We start from the raw sequence: 15,430 nt of genomic DNA on the forward strand, positions 1-15,430 counted from the left end.
TTCCCCCCCCCCCCCCCTATACACCCCCTTTATCTTCGGCCGGTGGTTATTTTTTTTAACCCCCCCCCGGCCCCCACCCCCCCCCCCCGCGGGCGCCCGGGGGGGCCCCCCCCCCCCCCCCCGCGCCGAGGTCAGCCGGCGCAGCGCAGGACGGCCTCGCGCAGATTGCGGCTGCGGACGTCGTCGAGGATCGCCATGCCGAGGCGGTTCATGCTGTAGCCGAAGCCGAGGCCCGTCGTCGGGTCGGCGAAGCCGAACGAGCCGCCGAGGCCGGTGGTGCCGTAGGCGCGCTTGTCCGAGCCGAAGCGGAAACTGCCGCGCGACTTGCGGAAACCGAGGTGGTAGCGGCTCTTGGTGTGCAGCACCAGGTCGTCGGCGGGCACGTCGTCGGCGGTGTCGGCCGCGGCGAGCAGGTCGAGCACGGTGTCGCTGATCGGCAGCGCGCCGGTGCGCCCGGCCGCCGCGCCGTAGACCCGGGCCAGCGCGCGGGCGTTGCCGACGCCGTTCATGCCCGGCCACTCGATCTCCAGGAATTCCCGGCGGGCGGCGCGGGCGGGCGCGCCGGGGCGCGGATTGGTCAGCGCCGCGTAGGAGAGCCCGCGCTTGGCGTAGACCTCGGCGCCGATCCGCACCGGGATGTCGGCGAGTTCGTAGCGCAGGATATCGAGGCCCTTGGTCGCCGACAGCTCGGCGACCCGCTCCATCGGCTCGGTCCCGGGCAGCCCGATGAACAGATCGGCCTCGACCGGGGCGGCGATCTCCTCGGCGAAGAACCGGCCCAGGCTGCGGCCCGCCGGATCGACGCGGCGCAGCAGCTCGCTCTGATAGAGGCCGAGGGTCAGCGCGTGGTAACCGTGCCGGGTGCCCGGCCGCCACGCCGGCTTCTGCTCGGCCAGCAGCGTGCCGAGGGCGTCGCGATCGGCGAGCTCGCGCAGTTTCACGATCCGGTCCAGCCCGGACAGCCCGGCCTGATGGTCGATCAGCTGCCGGACGGTGATCGCGTCCTTGCCGTTGGCGGCGAACTCCGGCCAGTACGTCGCCACCGGCTGCTCGTAGTCGAGCAGGCCGCGCGAGACGGCCGTGGCGATCGTGAACGCCGACATCCCCTTCGAGGAGGAGAACACCGGCACGATGGTGTCGCGCTCCCACGGCACCGCGCGAGCGCGGTCGCGATGGCCTGCCCACAGGTCGACCACGGGCTCGCCACCTGCGTAGACGGCCACGGCGGCGCCGATCTCCCCGTGCTCGGTGAAGTTGCGGCGGAAGGCGTCGGCGACGGGGCCGAAACCGGCCGCCACGTCGCCGTGGATCGATGGTGCGGGACTCATGGTGACTCGATCGTAGCGGCGTCTCGTACGCTGCCGATATGCGTTCGTTCGAGCAGATCCAGCACTGGCCGGTCGCCAATGCCGCCGCCGCGGTCGTCACCGCGGGTGGCGTGTCGACCACCGGCGACACCGCGCGGGTGTTCCGGCTGGCCTCGGTCACCAAGCCCCTCGTCGCCTACGCCACGCTCGTCGCGATCGAGGAGGGCGCGGTCGAGCTCGATCAGCCCGCCGGTCCGCCCGGATCGACCGTGCGGCATCTGCTCGCCCACACCTCCGGCGTCGCCTTCGCCACCCCCGACGTCATCGCCGCGCCCGGCGCCCGGCGCATCTATTCCAGCGCGGGCTTCGAACTGCTCGCCGATTTCCTCACCGCGAATACCGGCATCGCCTTCCCGCACTATCTGCACGAGGCGGTATTCGAACCGCTCGGTATGCGCACCGCGGTCCTCGACGGTTCCGCCGGGCACGCGGCGAAGGCTTCCGTCGACGACCTGATTCGATTCGCCGTCGAGTTGCTGACACCTCGATTGATATCCGAGCAAACTCTCGCCGACGCGACCTCGGTGCAATTCCCCGGCCGCGACGGAGTCCTGCCCGGATTCGGCTCCCAGCGCCCCAACGACTGGGGATTGGGATTCGAAATCCGCGACGGGAAATCCCCGCACTGGACCGGATCCGCCAATTCCGGGCGGACCTACGGGCACTTCGGGCAGTCCGGCACGTTCCTGTGGGTCGACCCGGAAATAGGAGTGGCGACGATCGCGCTGAGCGACGAGAATTTCGGCGACTGGGCTCGAGCGGCGTGGCCGAAATTCAGCGATTCCGTGATCGCAGAGACACACAACACGCTGTGAAGTAACACCCGTACCACCGAACACTTCAGTACACTCGGGCCACGCCAGTCCGACGGGTCGTTGGGGAAGACGCTCCTTGTCGAGGCTGGAGGTGTTGTGTAGTGCGCGCATCGAGTCAGTTCGCTGATGCGACGGCGGGTGTGGTCTACATCCACTCATCGCCCGCCGCGTTGTGCCCGCACGTCGAATGGGCACTGTCCACCGCGCTCTCCGCCCCCGCGAAATTGCGCTGGACCGCGCAACCCGCCGACGGACAACTGCGCGCCAGCAGCGATTGGATCGGTCCCGTCGGCACGGCATCGCGGATTGCCCAATCATTGCGCGCCTGGCCGGTTCTGCGCTTCGAGGTCACCGAGGACCCCAGCGAAGGCGTCGACGGCGAGCGCTACAGCTTCGTCCCCGCCCTGGGCCTGTGGCACGGCTCCACCGGCGCCAACGGCGATGTGATGCTCGGCGAGATGCGATTACGCGCCTTACTCCAGGCCGCCAGGGAACTCGGCGGCCACGGCACCTACGACCTGTCCGCCGAGATCGACCGCGCCCTGGGGACCGCGTGGGACGAGGACCTCGAGGCCTACCGCCAGGGCACCGACTGCGTCGGCGCCGAAGTCACCTGGCTGCGCCGCGACGTCGGCTGACCGCTCGATCCGCGCGTCGGCCGTGGCGCTGCTACCTTCGTCGGTATGACACGTGGGGGCGGGAAATTCGGGTGGTCGATCGTGCTCGTCGGCGCCGTACTGGCGCTGACGGGATGTTCCGGTGACACGGCGGGAACGGCGACACCCGCGTCATCGACCGCGGCACCGTCGACCAAGCCGACCACATCCGGCGCACCGGCCCCCGCGGGGGATCTGACCACCATGACCTGCGCCCAGTTCCTGGCCCTCGACGATCCCACCCAGAAATCGACCCTGCCCGCCCTGGCCGACCAGCTCGGATACAAGACGCTCGTGAACCCGAGCAACTACAAGATCGTGCAGGCGATGTGCAAGACCGACGGCACCAAACTGGTCAAGGAGTGGCTCGGCCGCGCCTGACCGACTCGCACCGACCGCCAGTTCAGAACGGCGGCAAGAGATTCGGTGGATGCCGGGGCGACCGGGCGGTTGAGGTAGGTCGCGTGAGCGGTGAACACCAGCGCGCACACCGCCAGAACGGCGGTGGTGGCGGCGAGGATTCGACCGTTGTTAGCGCCGGTTCGCCGACGGAGGAGGATCGGGGCGAACACACCGACGGCGGCCGTCGACAGGGTGTAGCCGAACGACCAGTCGTCGACCGAGCGCAGGACCCGCATGATGATCCGCGAAGCGCTGTCGACGGTGGCCCCGTCCGCCAGCCGGGCAGTCCAGGTCGCCGCGACGACACCGGACAGCGCGGCGAAGGGCCACAGCAGAGCGGCGCCCGCGATTCCGGCGGCGCCGCAGCGGCCGAGGAACGCGCGTGGACTCCGGCCCGCGATGGCGGAATCGGCCAATGCCGCTGCGGAAAGGCCGATTCCGACCGTGACACCGGCTCCGATCGCCACCGGCACGACCACCATCCAGAGGTAGACGCCCGCGGTGGCGAGGACCGTCAGCCGGTCGGGCGTGTGGACCGCGGCCGCGATTCCGGTGCTCACCGCGCCGCCGATCGCCGCGACCACCAGCACGGTCACCACCGCTGACGCCGCGGCGGTGGCCACGGCCCACCCCAGGCCGCCGTTCGGCCGCCCGGTCACCGCGCCGGAACGCGTCGCATCGCTCACCCGGCCACTGTAGGGCCGCGATGCGCGGGGCGGTCCATGACCCAGAGCATGCCGCGGCCCGATTCGCCGGGGGTGGAGACGGCTCGGGGGCCGGTGCTCGCGAGGCGGTAGCCGAGGCGGCGGGCTACCGCGGCGCTGCGGAGGTTGGCCGCGTCGCAATGGATTTCGATGCGGTGGATGCCGGGGAGGGTCAGCGCGATGGTGGTCAGGGCGCCGGCGGCGCGGGTGATCACGCCGCGGCCGACGTGTTCGGTGTGGCACCAGTAGCCGATTTCGAGGGTGGCCGGGCCGACGCGATCGTGCAGGCCGACGACTCCGAGGAGGGAGTTCGCGCGATCGAAGACGCCGTAGTTGAATCCGCCGTCCGGTGTCGGCCATGCCGAGAGCGTCGCGTGGTTCGCGGCCACGTCGTCGAAGTCCGGCGGCTCGGTCGCCCACTCCATCCAGTGGTGCAGTTGGTCGAACGACGCGTTGATCGCGGCGAACTTGGCTGCCAGATCCTCGGCCTGCCACCGCCGGATCACCAGGTCCCCGACCAGCACTCGATCGGGCGGCACGGTCCCCGGCGGCAGTGCTGGGGGATGTTCGGTGTCCACACCCCGATGGTCGTCCACCGATCCGCACGCGCGCAATGCGAATTCGATTCCCCGATCGCCGACGCCCGCGGCGGGCGACCGCAGTGAAGGCCGGGCGGCTCGCCGGCGCGGAGACGTCAGGGGGCGAGGAAGCGGGAGGCGTTGGTGGCGGCCCACTCGGCGAAAGTGGTGGCGGGGCGGCCGGTGATGTCGTGGACGCTGGTGATGGGGAGGGTGCCGGGGTCGGGGGCGTAGTCGGTGAGGACATTCTCGACGTACCAGACGGCGTTGTCACCCATGGTGGGCGTGAGGGCGGCGATGGTTTCCTCGCGGGTGGACTGCCGGAAGGCCAGATCGCGTCCGAGGGCGGTGGCGAGGTGGGCGACGAGGGCTGTGCGACTGAGGATTTCGGGGCCTGCGAGCGGGTAGGCGCGGCCCTGATGGGTGTCGGAGAGCAGGGCGGTGGCGGCGACGGCGGCGATGTCGTCCATCGCGATGGGCGCGGTCGCGGTGTCGGGGTACGGCTCACGGATGGTGGCGGTGTCGCGGATCTGCTGCGACCAGGTGAGCGTGTTCTCCATGAAGTCGGCGGGCCACAGGTGGGTCCAGGCCAGACCGCTGTCCTCGACGGCCGTGCTCACCGTGCCCCACCAGCTCTCCGGTTCACCCGACAGATCGACAACGTGCTTCACCCCCGCCGCGCGGGCCAGCGCGAGCACCTCGGCCACCGTGTCGGGGGTGGGCGCCAGGTACACCCGCTCCACGCCGTCGAACGCCGCGGGCAGCGTCTCCGGGCGGCGCAGATAGCCCTCGACCACCTCCACGCCGGCGGGCAGCGCGGCCTTGCGTGGATCGGTGGTGAGCGCGCGGACCTCGGTGTGCCCCGCGGCGAGCAGATGGTCGACGACCTTGCGGCCGATGTTCGCGGTGGCCCCGGTTACCAGGATGGTCATGTATTTCCCTCCGGTACTACTCGATGAGGTCCCCATTCTGCCAACGGAATTCGTCGGCAGCACGTAGCAATTTTCGACGTCTTCCCGCAGGTCGCGGACGGCTACATCGATCATGGTTACCGGTCAGCTACCCTGGCGGGGCAAGCGACCAGCTCCTCCCGACGGCCGAAGGGCACCACGATGCGACGACTCCTCCCGCTCGGCGCGGCGCTCGCCGTCGGCGTCCTCGGCTGTGCGAGTCCGGCCGATGAGCAGCCCGCGCCGCACGACGAGACGGTCCGGATGCTCGTCGCGCCCGAGCAGGTCGACTGCGTCGGCGTCGCGCCCATGCGGTGCCTGCAGATAAGGTACGCGCCCGAGGAGCGCTGGCAGCTGTTCTACGAGGGCATCACCGGGTTCACCTATGAGCCCGGCTACGCCTACGAGCTGACCGTTCGGGTCAGCCCGGTCGACAACCCGCCCGCCGATCACTCCAGCCGTCGCTACGACCTCGTCAGCGTCGACTCGAAAACCCTGGCCTGAGCCGACTACGCGAATCGACCCAGACCGCGACGGCGGCGAATGGGTGATCCGTCCGATGCGGCGGTGACGGCTGGCTCCCTAGCGTCGGAATCCAGGACGCGAACCCAGGAGCCAGGAGGCCGTCATGACCATCCAATACATCGACACACTGATCATCGGCGCAGGTCAGGCCGGTTTATCGACCGGCAGTGCGCTGCGAAGGGCGGGACAACCGTTCCTGATCGTCGATCGCGGCGAGCGCATCGGCGACAACTGGCGACGGCACTACGACTCGCTGCGCCTCTACACCCCGGCCAAGTACGACGGCCTGCCCGGCCTGCCGTTCCCGGCGGCCGACCGCTGGAGCTATCCCGGCAAGGACGAGGTGGCGGCCTATCTCGAGCAATACGCCCTGCACTGGGATCTGCCGGTGCGGATGCGGACCGGGGTCGACCGGCTCACCGCGCGGCCGGGCGGCGGCTACCTGGCCCACCTCGGTGACGACGTCATCCGCTGTGACAATGTCGTCGTCGCGACGGGCACCTTCGGCCGCACGCCGCACGTGCCGGACTTCGCGGCCGAGCTGGATCCGTCGATCACCCAACTGCATTCGAGCCGGTATCGCGGTCCCGACCAGCTCGGCGACGGGCCGGTGCTGGTGGTCGGTGCCTCGCATTCGGGCACCGATATCGCCTACGAACTCGCCCGCACCCACCCGACGATCCTGTGCGGTCGCGACTGCGGGCAGATTCCGCTGCGCTGGGACTCGCGGGCGATCCGGGTCGCGCTGCCGATCCTGGTGTTCGCCTGGCGGCACATCGTCACCCGGCGCACGCCGATCGGCCGGAAACAGCTGCGCGAGGTGCGTTTCCACGGTGGACCCATGCTGCGGGTCAAGCGGGCCGATCTCGCCGAGCGCGGTGTCGAGCGGATCACCCAGCGGGTGCGCGGGGTGCGCGACGGCCGGCCCGAACTCGACGACGGCACGCTGCTCGAGGTCCGGAACATCGTGTGGGCCACGGGATTCCGGCAGGTGTTCGACTGGATCGACCTGCCGGTCTTCGACGAGAACGGCTGGCCGAGGGAATATCGCGGGGTCGTCGACGACGCGCCAGGGCTGTTCTTCTGCGGATTGAGCTTCCAGTACGCGTTCTCCTCGATGGTCTTCCCCGGCGTCGGCCGCGATGCCGAGTACCTCGCCCGCCGGATCGTGGCCCGCTCGCGTGACCTCGCACCGGACGTAGCCGCCGCCTGACCACCGACAATCGCCGTGACCTGCGCGTATCCTCCTAGACAGGGTGATGTGCGATGAGCGTGGTCGACAGTCTGCTGCGGGCTCGGGAGGCCTACGAGCGCCGGGAATGGGTGGCCGCCTTCGAGGCGCTGTCCGGGACCGACGCCGACCTGCTCCGGGCCGAGGACTTCGCCCGCCTCGCCACCGCGGCCCACCTCACCGGCCGGACCAACGACAGCATCCAGGCCATGCAGCGCGCGTACCAGCTGCACCTGGACGCGGGCGCGGTCACCGCGGCGGCGCGCTGCGCGTTCTGGCTGGCGATGACCCTGCTGAACAGCGGGGAAGCCGCGGTCGGCAGCGGCTGGGTGGCCCGGGCGCAGCGGCTGCTGGCGGATATCCCCGGCGAGGTCGTCGAACACGGCTACGTGTGGGTGGCCGTGCTGCACCGACATCTGGCCGCGGGCGAATTCGGTGAGCTGGGGGCCTGCGCGGACCGCGTCACCGACTACGGGCGCCGCTTCGAGGTGCCGGAGCTGATCGCGATGGGCCTGTCGGTCCAGGGCCGGGTGGCCCTCTACGCGGGCCGGGTGCGCGAAGGACTCGCCCTGCTCGACGAGGCGATGGCGGCGGTCGCGGCGGGTGAGGTGTCGACGCTGTTCGCCGGCGAGATCTACTGCTCGCTGGTCGAGGCGTGCCAGGAGATCTCCGATTTCGCCAGGATGGAGCAGTGGACGCTGGCCCTGACCACCTGGTGTGCCGATCAACCGGGTCTGGTGCTGTTCACCGGGCAGTGCGCGGTGCATCGCGGACAGCTGATGCGGGTGCACGGCGCCTACGATGCCGCGCTGGAGGAGTTCGAGTCGGCGCTCGGGCGCTATCTCGCGGCCGGGACCGTCGCGCCCGCCGGTCTCGCGCTGGCGGAGCGCGGTGACGTGCTGCGCCTGCGGGGCGCGTTCCCCGCAGCCGGTGACGCCTACGCCGAGGCCGTCGGATACGGCCATGATCCCCAGCCCGGGCTGGCGCTGCTCTGGGCGGCCCGTGGTCGCACCGCCGCCGCCGTGGCCACCGTGCGGCGGCTGGTGGCCGAGACACCCGATCCCGTGCGTCGCTCCCGGGTGCTGCCCGCCGCGGTCGACATTCTGCTCACCTCAGGGGAGTCGGCCGAGGCGAGCGCGCTGAGTGTCGAATTGTCGGCGGTGGCCGAGGGATTCGGCTGCACCGCGTTGCGGGCGTCGGCCGCCCACGCGGCCGGCTGCGTGGCGGCGGTGAACGGTGACCCGGTCGGCGCGGTCGGCGAACTGCGTCGCGCGGTCCGGCTGTGGTCGGCGCTCGACGCGCCGTACGAGACCGCTCGCTGCCGCACCGATCTCGGGCGCGCGCTGCGGGCGCTCGCCGACGAGGACTCGGCCCGGATGGAATTCGCCGCCGCGCAGCGGATCTTCGCGCGGCTCGGCGCCACTCCGGCCGCCGACGAGGTGGGGCGATTGCTCACGCCCGCCCTGCCCGGCGGGCTGACCGCGCGCGAGGTCGAGGTGCTGCGGCTGGTGGCGGCGGGGCGCAGCAATCCGCAGATCGCGGGGGAGCTGGTGGTCAGCGAGAAGACCGTCGCGCGGCATCTGTCGAATATCTTCACCAAGCTCGAGGTCGGCTCGCGGACGGCGGCGGCCGCCTTCGCCTACGAACACAACCTCACCTGAATTCACGCGGATCCGGTGATGTTTTTCCGGTATCACCGCTGGTGGGGTTTCCTGTGATCGTTAACGATGCGAAAATGTGCGCGGATCGAGATCCGGTCCAGCAGAGGATGTTCCGCCGATCTCGGCGGGCAGACTGGAGGGGCAAGATGTTTTTCTCGTCTCGAACGAGTTCCAGCGCACGACGATTCGGCACCGTCGCCGTTCTCGCGGCAGGGGCTCTCGGCCTCGCGGCCACCACCGCGCACGCCGGACCAGCAGCAGCAGTTCCGACCGTCCAAGGCGTCGAAGGGGGAGTGGCGTTCACGGCGAGTCCGCTCGCCGACGGCTCCGGACTCACCGCCGCCGTCGCCGACGGCACGTTCCGGCTCGCCGGGGGCGTCGTCACCCTCTCCGATCGGTCCGGGCGGGTGGTGGCCGCCGTGCCGACCCGCATCGTCACCGGCGCGGGCGATGTCGAGCTGGCCGCGGGGATCGCCGCCGACGGGCAGTCGGTCACCCTACGGCCGGTCGCCGCGCCCACCTTCGTCACCGACAACCTGGCGACCTTCGTCGACGAAGCGAGCGACACCCTCGCCCGCAAGCAGCACAACGCGGGCATCGGCGCCCTGGTCGGCGCGGGCATCGGCGCGGTCCTCGGGTTCTTCCTCGGCGGTGTCGGCGCGCTGATCACCATTCCGATCGGTGCGGGCATCGGCGCCCTCATCGGCTACTCGACGCCTTAGTGAATGGATGCGGTGGTCGGTAGGGCCGGCCACCGCATCGTCGACAGCGACGGAATCTCTTCCTCGACCTGTGGCGCGCCGAACACGAGCCTGTTCGCGCTGCCGACCCGACGCTCTACGCTGGAGCGGGGGGACTCGGTGGCGGTCGCGCCGGTGACGGCAGATCGGGCGCACGGCGTCCTGCGCGATGTCCGGTCGAGCGTTGAGGGGATCCGGTGACAGAACCAGAGGACAAGCCTGCCGAGGTGTTCGACTACGACGCCGAGCTGCGCCTGCACAATGCCCATTTCCGGGCCGCGGCGCGGGTGCGCGTCCACGACCGGGTGCTCGATATCGGGTGCGGCGCCGGGCAGACCACGCGGGAAGCGGCGCGTGCCGCCGCGGAGGGCACCGTCGTCGGCGTCGATGTCTCGGAGCGGATGCTCGCGCACGCCCGTCGCCTCAGCGTCGACGAGGGTCTGGCCAATGTGAGTTTTCAGCTGGCGGACGCTCAGACGCATCCGTTCCCGCCGGGATACTTCGACGTGGGCATCAGCAGGTTCGGCTCGATGTTCTTCGCCGACCCGGTGACCGCGTTCACCAATATCGGTCGTGCGCTGCGCCCCTCGGGGCGGCTGGTGCTGCTGGTGTGGCAGGGCCGCGACCGCAACGAGTGGACCTCGGTGATCCGCGAGACCCTCACGACCGAGGCGGCGATCGCCGGGGACGGTCCCGGGGCGTTCGCGCTCGCCGATCCGGCCGTCACCGAAGGCATCCTGGCGGCCGCCGGATTCACCGATATCGCGTTCGCCGAGGTCCATGAGCCGGTCTACTACGGCCGGGACAGCGCCACCGCCTTCGACAATGTGCTGCGGCTGGTGGAGTTCCGCGACATCATCGCCGGTCTGGGGCCCGCGGGCGCCGAGGCGGCGCGGGCGCGGCTGCGGGCACTGCTCGACGCGCATCACACCGGTGACGGCGTGTACTTCGACTCGCGCGCGTGGATCGTCACCGCTCGCCGACCCCCGCGATCGGGTGTCTGAATCCTTTTGCGCGGCCGGTGCCTCTTATCCATGTCCCGACGACAATGTCGGGAACGGAAACGGAGGTTGCTGTGCTCATCGGAATCGGAATCGTCGTCGGGCTGATGGCGCTGTGCACGTGCATGGTCGTCGTGCGGCGCAAACGAGCCGGGCGTGGCTGAGGCGAGCTGGCCCGATCATCAGCTGATCGTCGCCGCGCAGGGTGGTGACGTCGATTCGATCGCCGCGCTGGTGTCGGGCTCGCACCCCACCATCCAGCGCTTCGCCCGATCCCTGTGCGCCACACCGGAAGACGCGGAGGACGCGGCCCAGGAGGCGCTGATCATCCTGTATCGCAAGATCGGGATGCTGCGGGCCTCCGGGGCGCTCGCGTCGTGGATGTTCCGCATCGTGCGCAACGAGTGCCTGCGGCGCGCGCGGCTCGGCCTGCGGGATCGCCCGCCGGTACCGCCGATCGCGTCGGCCGCGTCGGCCGAGGACGAGGTCTTGCAACGTCTCGAAGCGGGCAGAGTCGCGGCCGCGGTCGCCGCCCTGCCCGTCGATCAGCGCCGCGTCCTGATCATGCGCGACATCCAGGGCTACAGCGGCCGCATGGTCGCCGACACCCTCGGCCTCAGCACCGCCGCGATGAAATCACGCCTGCACCGTGCCCGCGCGGCCGTACGCGACACCCTGCACACCGACCCGGTCCCAGGAGAACACGATGACACCTGAGGCCCCCGACTACGCGAGCTCATCCCTCCCCATCCACCTGCTGCGCGGCGCCCTTGGCTTCCTCGCCCTGACCGGCTCCGTCGCCCTCATCCCCCTCACCGGCCTGCTCAGCCTCCTGCTCCTACCCGTCGGCCTGTTCGCCCTGCGCGGCTGCCCGACCTGCTGGGCCATCGGCCTGATGCAAACCCTCTCCCGAGGAAAACTCCAGCGCTCCTGCGAAGGCGGCGTCTGCACGTTGACCGTCGCCGACCGCGCCAAGGTCCCCTCCTAGCTCAGGGGCTGGATCGCAGCGTGCCCCACGAAATCACCGTGGGGCACGCTGCCCCATGGCCCGCCGAGCCGCCGTCCAGATCTTCTCGAATTCGTCCGGGCCGATCACTTCGAGCGAGCTGTCGGCCAGGTCCCAGCTGTCGGCGTTACCCTCCGCGAGCACGCCATATCGCCGTTCGTAGTCCTGAACCGCACTGATGCCGCCCTGATCGCGAGCCCGCAGCACCTCGTCGAGTGCCGTGGCGGTCACCGGGACGCCATCCCGGCCACGGAGGTCGACCTGGCGGACCGGGTGGCCATCGTCATCGAGTTCGATCAGCAGCCAGAGACCTTCGTCGGCGTAGTAGTCACGAATCCACCGCACCGAGCGAGTATGACCCGAATAGATTACCGGTCAGCGAGGTGGCTGGTGTCGTTGAGGGTGTGGAGTTGGCGGTTGTGGAAGTAGTTGTCTTCGCGGAGTTCGGTGATGCCGCCCGAGGTGGCGTGGAAGTGGGCGTAGCCCGCGGCGTCGAGGGGCATGCGGATCCATGCGGCGATGACGAAAGTCAGTGCGCCGCCATGGGTGACGATGATCTGGTGGCGGCAGTCGCTGCGGAGGATGTCGTCGAGGGCGGGGTAGATGCGGTGGGCGAGCGCGGCTTTGGTTTCGGCGCCGGGGATGCCCTCGTCGTGGGTCATGCGGTCGCCGACGGGTGGGGGTGGGCGGAAGCGGTCGTCGAGCCAGCGCTGGGGGCGCCCACCGGCGTCGCCGTACGACTTCTCCCGTAGTCGGTCGTCCAGTGTCGCAACGACTCCCAGGCGCGCGGCGAGAGCATCGGCGGTCTGGACGGTCCGCCGCAGATCCGAGGAGTACAGCTCGACCTCGGCGTCCTCGGGAATCCGCGTGCGGACGGCGGCGGCGATCGCTTCCGCGTCCCGTAACCCGGCGGGGGTGAGCGCGGAGTCGTACCAGCCGCCCACCAGGCGGTCGACGTGATGCGTCGCTTCCGGATGCGTGACGACGTAGACAGTGCGCACGGTGCACCCTTCTCGTGGGAGCCGATCGGCAGATCAGATGACGCTGTGAGTGGGCGCAGAGTGGAACGAACCCCCGACCGCTGGTGCGTAAACCGCGCAGGCTCTCGGCCCGGTTCCTTTCTACTCCAACGACCGAGGTAACGGCCAGTATCCGGCCGAGTCGCATCGTTCGAACCGGGACCTGGTATCCGCGCTGGCATGCCAACGACGCAGAACGGCCCCGGAATCTCATGGTTCCGGCGCCGTTCGTCGTCCTCATGCCGGTTCAGTTGAGAGGGACCGGGTGGTCGAGGAGGCGTAGGACGGGGTCGATGCAGGCGGGAGCGTCGGCGAGGGCGTGGCTGGTGAACTCGATGATGGCCAGTTCATGCCGGACGACGTAGTCGAAAAACTTTGCCTCGGAGGTATTTTCGTAGTGCCGGGCAAGACGATGAAAGGCGGGCAGGTAGCGGGTGGTCGTTTCGCGGACCATGCGCAGTTGCAGTCCGTAGGGCATCAGGTGCAAACCGCTGCCACCGATGCGGCCGAGGGTGTCGGCCATGGCATTGGTCGATGGAATAGCCAGATCGGCGCGTTCGAGGAAGGCGCTGACGCCGGCCTGGGTCCGGATCTCCAACTCGTGCAGGGCTTGCCAGCCGGCGCGGCGGCGGGCGGACGAGGCGTGATCGGCAGCAGCGGCGAAGAAGGACGAGCCGAGATCTTCCGATTCGACGAGTCGGTGCAGATCGGCGGCGATGCGGGTGGGGATCGTGGTCATGAGTTCACCTGGATTCTGTGTCGGTAGCGAGGAATTCGGTGACGAGCAGATTGAATTCGTTGGGCTTTTCGAGCATCGGCAGGTGTCCGGCACCGGAAAGGATTTCCACCTGCTGCACTGCCGGGTTGTCGGCGGCGAAGCCGCGCAGGTCGGCCGCTGGGGCGATCCGGTCGAGCTCGCCGCCGATCAGCAGTGTCGGACGGGTGAGTGTCAGCGCGGCGGTGAAGTCGTAACCGAATCCCTGTCGCAACGTCGACAGGGTGCCGGGACCGCCCACACCGGCGAGGAAGTGGCCGAACGTCTCCTGGGAGATATCGTCCGGACGCGGAACATACGGCGCCAGCGCCAGTTTTCGCGCCCACGGGGTTCGGACGATCAGTGCCTGGATCGAGGGCGGCAGCGGTAGCCCCGCGGTCGCCGCTTCGACCAGGAAATTCACCAGCCCGGGGTCGCGGCGCAGGGTGGTGATCGGCGCGTCGAACAGCGCCAGCACCGAGGTGATCGGGCCACCGGCCAACACAATTCGGTCCACCGTGTGGGGAAGTCTGGCCGCGACCTCGCACGCCACCAGAGTGCCCATCGAATGCCCGACCAGATCGATCCGCTCGACCCCGCACCGTTCCCGCAGTGCGTCGATCACCGCCACGGCGTTGCCCATGCTGGACACCCGCGGCTTCTCCGAATCGCCGAATCCCGGCAGGTCGACCGCGAGGACGCGATGCGTGCGCGCCAGCGCCGGGATCGTCGCGGCCCAGTGCCGCCAGCACCCGCCCAGTCCATGGACGAGGACACACACGCGTTCACCGGCACCGGCCTGCACGTAAGCGACTCGGCGCCCGTCGACAACGACATCGTGCCGTATCGGCTCCGGTCGGCTCACGGATTCGACGCTGACTGTGGAGTTTCTGCCCACCCTGGCTCCCGCCTCGCACTGTCGGTAGTCCGAAGTTCGTCCCACCGCGCTGAACGTCACTTGCTGCCTGAAAGTGACTTTCAGAGACTAGCGCCGCTCGAGGAAGTTGTGCAAGTCACTGTCAGTCGTCGGCACTGGGCTCGCGTATCGTTTCGGGGTGCCCGATCCCGTCCGTCAATCGCAACCGCCCGGCCTGCTCGAGCGCCGCAAGATTCAGGCGATGCTGGAAATCCAGGACGTCGCCCTGGGATTGTTCGAGTCCGACGGCTACCGCAAGGTGTCGGTGGAGCAGGTCGCCGCAGCGGCCGGGGTCTCGGCGAGCACGATCTACCGCTACTTCGGCACCAAGGAACAACTGGTTGTCTGGGACCACGTCGACACCCAAGCCCTCACCCTGCTGACCGCAGGCACCGACGTCGTCACAACGGCCGAGCTACTGGCCGCGGTCACCGCCGTCGCGCCGATGGTCATTGCGGCCCTTGCGCATTCGAGTGAAGAGCAACGTATCCGGCGCCGAGTCCGACTGATGACGTCCGAACCCGAAGTCCGCACCGGTGAGCTGCAACAGATCCACCGCCTGGAGCACCAGATCCAGCACCTGCTGACCCAGCGGCTCGGGCGCGACGACATCGACCTGACCATCCGCTACGCCGCCGCCCAGGCTGCCTGGGGGTACCTCGCCGCCGTCGACCACTGGGCGGCAACCGAATTCACCGAACCCCTGACCGATGTCCTCCAGCGCACCACCGACCTGATGGTCGAAGCCGTCGGCGCCGTACTGAACACCCCCGGCTGACCAATACACGGCCAGCCGGTTTGCAGCAGCTGATCGGCCGGCGACCGATTCGGTGGAACCCGTCGGGGCGCCGAGTTCGCCGTCGAGCAGCATGGTGCGGCTGTAGGCGACTTCGGCCAGAGCTGTGATGACTTCGGGGTAGGAGCCGGTGATCTCACGCTGGTTCCGGCTACACAGGGCGACACTGTCGCCGATATAGCGGGCGATCACGCGATCTTTCGTGGGTGGGCGCAGAGGGGATCGAACCCCCGACCGCTGGTGTGTAAAACCAGTGCTCTACCGCTGAGCTATACGCCCTGGCACCGCCGGCGGGAACCGGCGGTGACG

General features: G+C 69.6%; 19 protein-coding genes and 1 tRNA gene. 11 read left to right on the forward strand and 9 right to left on the reverse strand.

The window, feature by feature from the left end; translation table 11 throughout:
* Positions 1 to 131: 131 nt before the first annotated feature.
* On the reverse strand, positions 132 to 1,328 hold the full coding sequence (locus ACFVW6_RS15760) for a serine hydrolase domain-containing protein (RefSeq protein WP_378827261.1): 1,197 nt from the start codon (positions 1,326 to 1,328) through the stop codon (positions 132 to 134).
* A gap of 38 nt (positions 1,329 to 1,366) precedes the next feature.
* Here ACFVW6_RS15760 and ACFVW6_RS15765 point away from each other — a divergent pair, with 38 nt between their 5' ends.
* The 3 genes from ACFVW6_RS15765 to ACFVW6_RS15775 all read left to right on the forward strand — a co-directional run bounded on the left by ACFVW6_RS15765 (position 1,367) and on the right by ACFVW6_RS15775 (position 3,219).
* Positions 1,367 to 2,182 (forward strand): serine hydrolase domain-containing protein, encoded by an 816-nt coding sequence (locus ACFVW6_RS15765; RefSeq protein WP_378827259.1) that lies wholly within the window; start codon positions 1,367 to 1,369, stop codon positions 2,180 to 2,182.
* Between the two features lie 101 nt (positions 2,183 to 2,283).
* Entirely contained in the window at positions 2,284 to 2,820 is a 537-nt protein-coding gene (locus ACFVW6_RS15770) for a DUF3145 domain-containing protein (RefSeq protein ID WP_355279011.1), read from the forward strand.
* Positions 2,821 to 2,865: 45 nt separating this feature from the next.
* Positions 2,866 to 3,219, forward strand: a complete 354-nt coding sequence (locus ACFVW6_RS15775) for a hypothetical protein (RefSeq protein WP_378827256.1) — start codon at positions 2,866 to 2,868, stop codon at positions 3,217 to 3,219.
* Here the strand turns inward: ACFVW6_RS15775 and ACFVW6_RS15780 are convergent.
* The 3 genes from ACFVW6_RS15780 to ACFVW6_RS15790 form a co-directional block, all read right to left on the reverse strand.
* Positions 3,147 to 3,926 carry a hypothetical protein gene (locus tag ACFVW6_RS15780; RefSeq protein ID WP_378827254.1) on the reverse strand — a complete coding sequence of 260 codons (780 nt, stop codon included), beginning with the start codon at positions 3,924 to 3,926 and terminating at the stop codon, positions 3,147 to 3,149. The two genes, ACFVW6_RS15775 and ACFVW6_RS15780, sit on opposite strands and share 73 nt — an antisense overlap.
* Complete coding sequence (locus tag ACFVW6_RS15785; RefSeq protein ID WP_378827251.1) at positions 3,923 to 4,522, reverse strand: GNAT family N-acetyltransferase; 600 nt, start codon at positions 4,520 to 4,522, stop codon at positions 3,923 to 3,925. The genes ACFVW6_RS15780 and ACFVW6_RS15785 overlap by 4 nt, the downstream gene beginning before the upstream one ends.
* A gap of 116 nt (positions 4,523 to 4,638) precedes the next feature.
* Positions 4,639 to 5,454, reverse strand: a complete 816-nt coding sequence (locus tag ACFVW6_RS15790; protein WP_378827249.1) for an SDR family oxidoreductase — start codon at positions 5,452 to 5,454, stop codon at positions 4,639 to 4,641.
* Positions 5,455 to 5,634: 180 nt separating this feature from the next.
* Here ACFVW6_RS15790 and ACFVW6_RS15795 point away from each other — a divergent pair, with 180 nt between their 5' ends.
* From ACFVW6_RS15795 to ACFVW6_RS15825, 7 genes are all read left to right on the forward strand, one after another.
* Positions 5,635 to 5,976 (forward strand): DUF4377 domain-containing protein, encoded by a 342-nt coding sequence (locus ACFVW6_RS15795; protein ID WP_378827247.1) that lies wholly within the window; start codon positions 5,635 to 5,637, stop codon positions 5,974 to 5,976.
* A 124-nt stretch (positions 5,977 to 6,100) separates the two neighbouring features.
* Positions 6,101 to 7,210 carry a flavin-containing monooxygenase gene (locus ACFVW6_RS15800; protein WP_378827245.1) on the forward strand — a complete coding sequence of 370 codons (1,110 nt, stop codon included), beginning with the start codon at positions 6,101 to 6,103 and terminating at the stop codon, positions 7,208 to 7,210.
* A 53-nt stretch (positions 7,211 to 7,263) separates the two neighbouring features.
* Entirely contained in the window at positions 7,264 to 8,889 is a 1,626-nt protein-coding gene (locus ACFVW6_RS15805) for a LuxR C-terminal-related transcriptional regulator (RefSeq protein WP_378827242.1), read from the forward strand.
* 146 nt (positions 8,890 to 9,035) lie between these two features.
* Entirely contained in the window at positions 9,036 to 9,611 is a 576-nt protein-coding gene (locus ACFVW6_RS15810) for a hypothetical protein (RefSeq protein WP_378827241.1), read from the forward strand.
* A gap of 215 nt (positions 9,612 to 9,826) precedes the next feature.
* Complete coding sequence (locus tag ACFVW6_RS15815) at positions 9,827 to 10,633, forward strand: class I SAM-dependent methyltransferase (protein WP_378827239.1); 807 nt, start codon at positions 9,827 to 9,829, stop codon at positions 10,631 to 10,633.
* Positions 10,634 to 10,786: 153 nt separating this feature from the next.
* A complete protein-coding gene (locus ACFVW6_RS15820; RefSeq protein WP_378827237.1) occupies positions 10,787 to 11,347 on the forward strand; it encodes an RNA polymerase sigma factor in 561 nt (186 codons plus the stop codon).
* Positions 11,337 to 11,618, forward strand: coding sequence for a hypothetical protein (locus ACFVW6_RS15825; RefSeq protein WP_378827235.1), 282 nt, complete (start codon positions 11,337 to 11,339; stop codon positions 11,616 to 11,618). The genes ACFVW6_RS15820 and ACFVW6_RS15825 overlap by 11 nt, the downstream gene beginning before the upstream one ends.
* A gap of 33 nt (positions 11,619 to 11,651) precedes the next feature.
* On the opposite strand, the gene ACFVW6_RS15830 is transcribed toward ACFVW6_RS15825, so the two are convergent.
* The 4 genes from ACFVW6_RS15830 to ACFVW6_RS15845 all read right to left on the reverse strand — a co-directional run bounded on the left by ACFVW6_RS15830 (position 11,652) and on the right by ACFVW6_RS15845 (position 14,274).
* Positions 11,652 to 11,981 (reverse strand): hypothetical protein, encoded by a 330-nt coding sequence (locus ACFVW6_RS15830; RefSeq protein ID WP_378827233.1) that lies wholly within the window; start codon positions 11,979 to 11,981, stop codon positions 11,652 to 11,654.
* Between the two features lie 23 nt (positions 11,982 to 12,004).
* Complete coding sequence (locus ACFVW6_RS15835) at positions 12,005 to 12,637, reverse strand: histidine phosphatase family protein (protein ID WP_378827230.1); 633 nt, start codon at positions 12,635 to 12,637, stop codon at positions 12,005 to 12,007.
* A gap of 265 nt (positions 12,638 to 12,902) precedes the next feature.
* Positions 12,903 to 13,394: a hypothetical protein gene (locus ACFVW6_RS15840; protein ID WP_378827228.1), complete on the reverse strand. Its 492-nt coding sequence runs from the start codon at positions 13,392 to 13,394 to the stop codon at positions 12,903 to 12,905.
* Positions 13,395 to 13,398: 4 nt separating this feature from the next.
* A complete protein-coding gene (locus ACFVW6_RS15845) occupies positions 13,399 to 14,274 on the reverse strand; it encodes an alpha/beta fold hydrolase (protein WP_378827226.1) in 876 nt (291 codons plus the stop codon).
* 190 nt (positions 14,275 to 14,464) lie between these two features.
* Between ACFVW6_RS15845 and ACFVW6_RS15850 the strand changes: the two genes are divergently transcribed.
* Positions 14,465 to 15,103: a TetR/AcrR family transcriptional regulator gene (locus ACFVW6_RS15850; RefSeq protein ID WP_378827224.1), complete on the forward strand. Its 639-nt coding sequence runs from the start codon at positions 14,465 to 14,467 to the stop codon at positions 15,101 to 15,103.
* 225 nt (positions 15,104 to 15,328) lie between these two features.
* On the opposite strand, the gene ACFVW6_RS15855 is transcribed toward ACFVW6_RS15850, so the two are convergent.
* Positions 15,329 to 15,400, reverse strand: a tRNA-Val gene (locus ACFVW6_RS15855).
* Positions 15,401 to 15,430: the final 30 nt, after the last annotated feature.

Origin of the sequence: Nocardia sp. NPDC058244 (assembly GCF_042882065.1) — a bacterium.
Classification (GTDB): domain Bacteria; phylum Actinomycetota; class Actinomycetes; order Mycobacteriales; family Mycobacteriaceae; genus Nocardia.

Excerpts from the sequence above, each read along its gene's own strand:
- ACFVW6_RS15775 (WP_378827256.1), top strand. The coding sequence starts at position 2,866 with ATGACACGTGGGGGCGGGAAATTCGGGTGGTCGATCGTGCTCGTCGGC.
- ACFVW6_RS15840 (WP_378827228.1), bottom strand. The coding sequence starts at position 13,394 with ATGACCACGATCCCCACCCGCATCGCCGCCGATCTGCACCGACTCGTC.
- ACFVW6_RS15790 (WP_378827249.1), bottom strand. The coding sequence starts at position 5,454 with ATGACCATCCTGGTAACCGGGGCCACCGCGAACATCGGCCGCAAGGTC.
- ACFVW6_RS15810 (WP_378827241.1), top strand. The coding sequence starts at position 9,036 with ATGTTTTTCTCGTCTCGAACGAGTTCCAGCGCACGACGATTCGGCACC.
- ACFVW6_RS15765 (WP_378827259.1), top strand. The coding sequence starts at position 1,367 with ATGCGTTCGTTCGAGCAGATCCAGCACTGGCCGGTCGCCAATGCCGCC.
- ACFVW6_RS15795 (WP_378827247.1), top strand. The coding sequence starts at position 5,635 with ATGCGACGACTCCTCCCGCTCGGCGCGGCGCTCGCCGTCGGCGTCCTC.
- ACFVW6_RS15805 (WP_378827242.1), top strand. The coding sequence starts at position 7,264 with ATGAGCGTGGTCGACAGTCTGCTGCGGGCTCGGGAGGCCTACGAGCGC.
- ACFVW6_RS15825 (WP_378827235.1), top strand. The coding sequence starts at position 11,337 with ATGACACCTGAGGCCCCCGACTACGCGAGCTCATCCCTCCCCATCCAC.
- ACFVW6_RS15760 (WP_378827261.1), bottom strand. The coding sequence starts at position 1,328 with ATGAGTCCCGCACCATCGATCCACGGCGACGTGGCGGCCGGTTTCGGC.
- ACFVW6_RS15800 (WP_378827245.1), top strand. The coding sequence starts at position 6,101 with ATGACCATCCAATACATCGACACACTGATCATCGGCGCAGGTCAGGCC.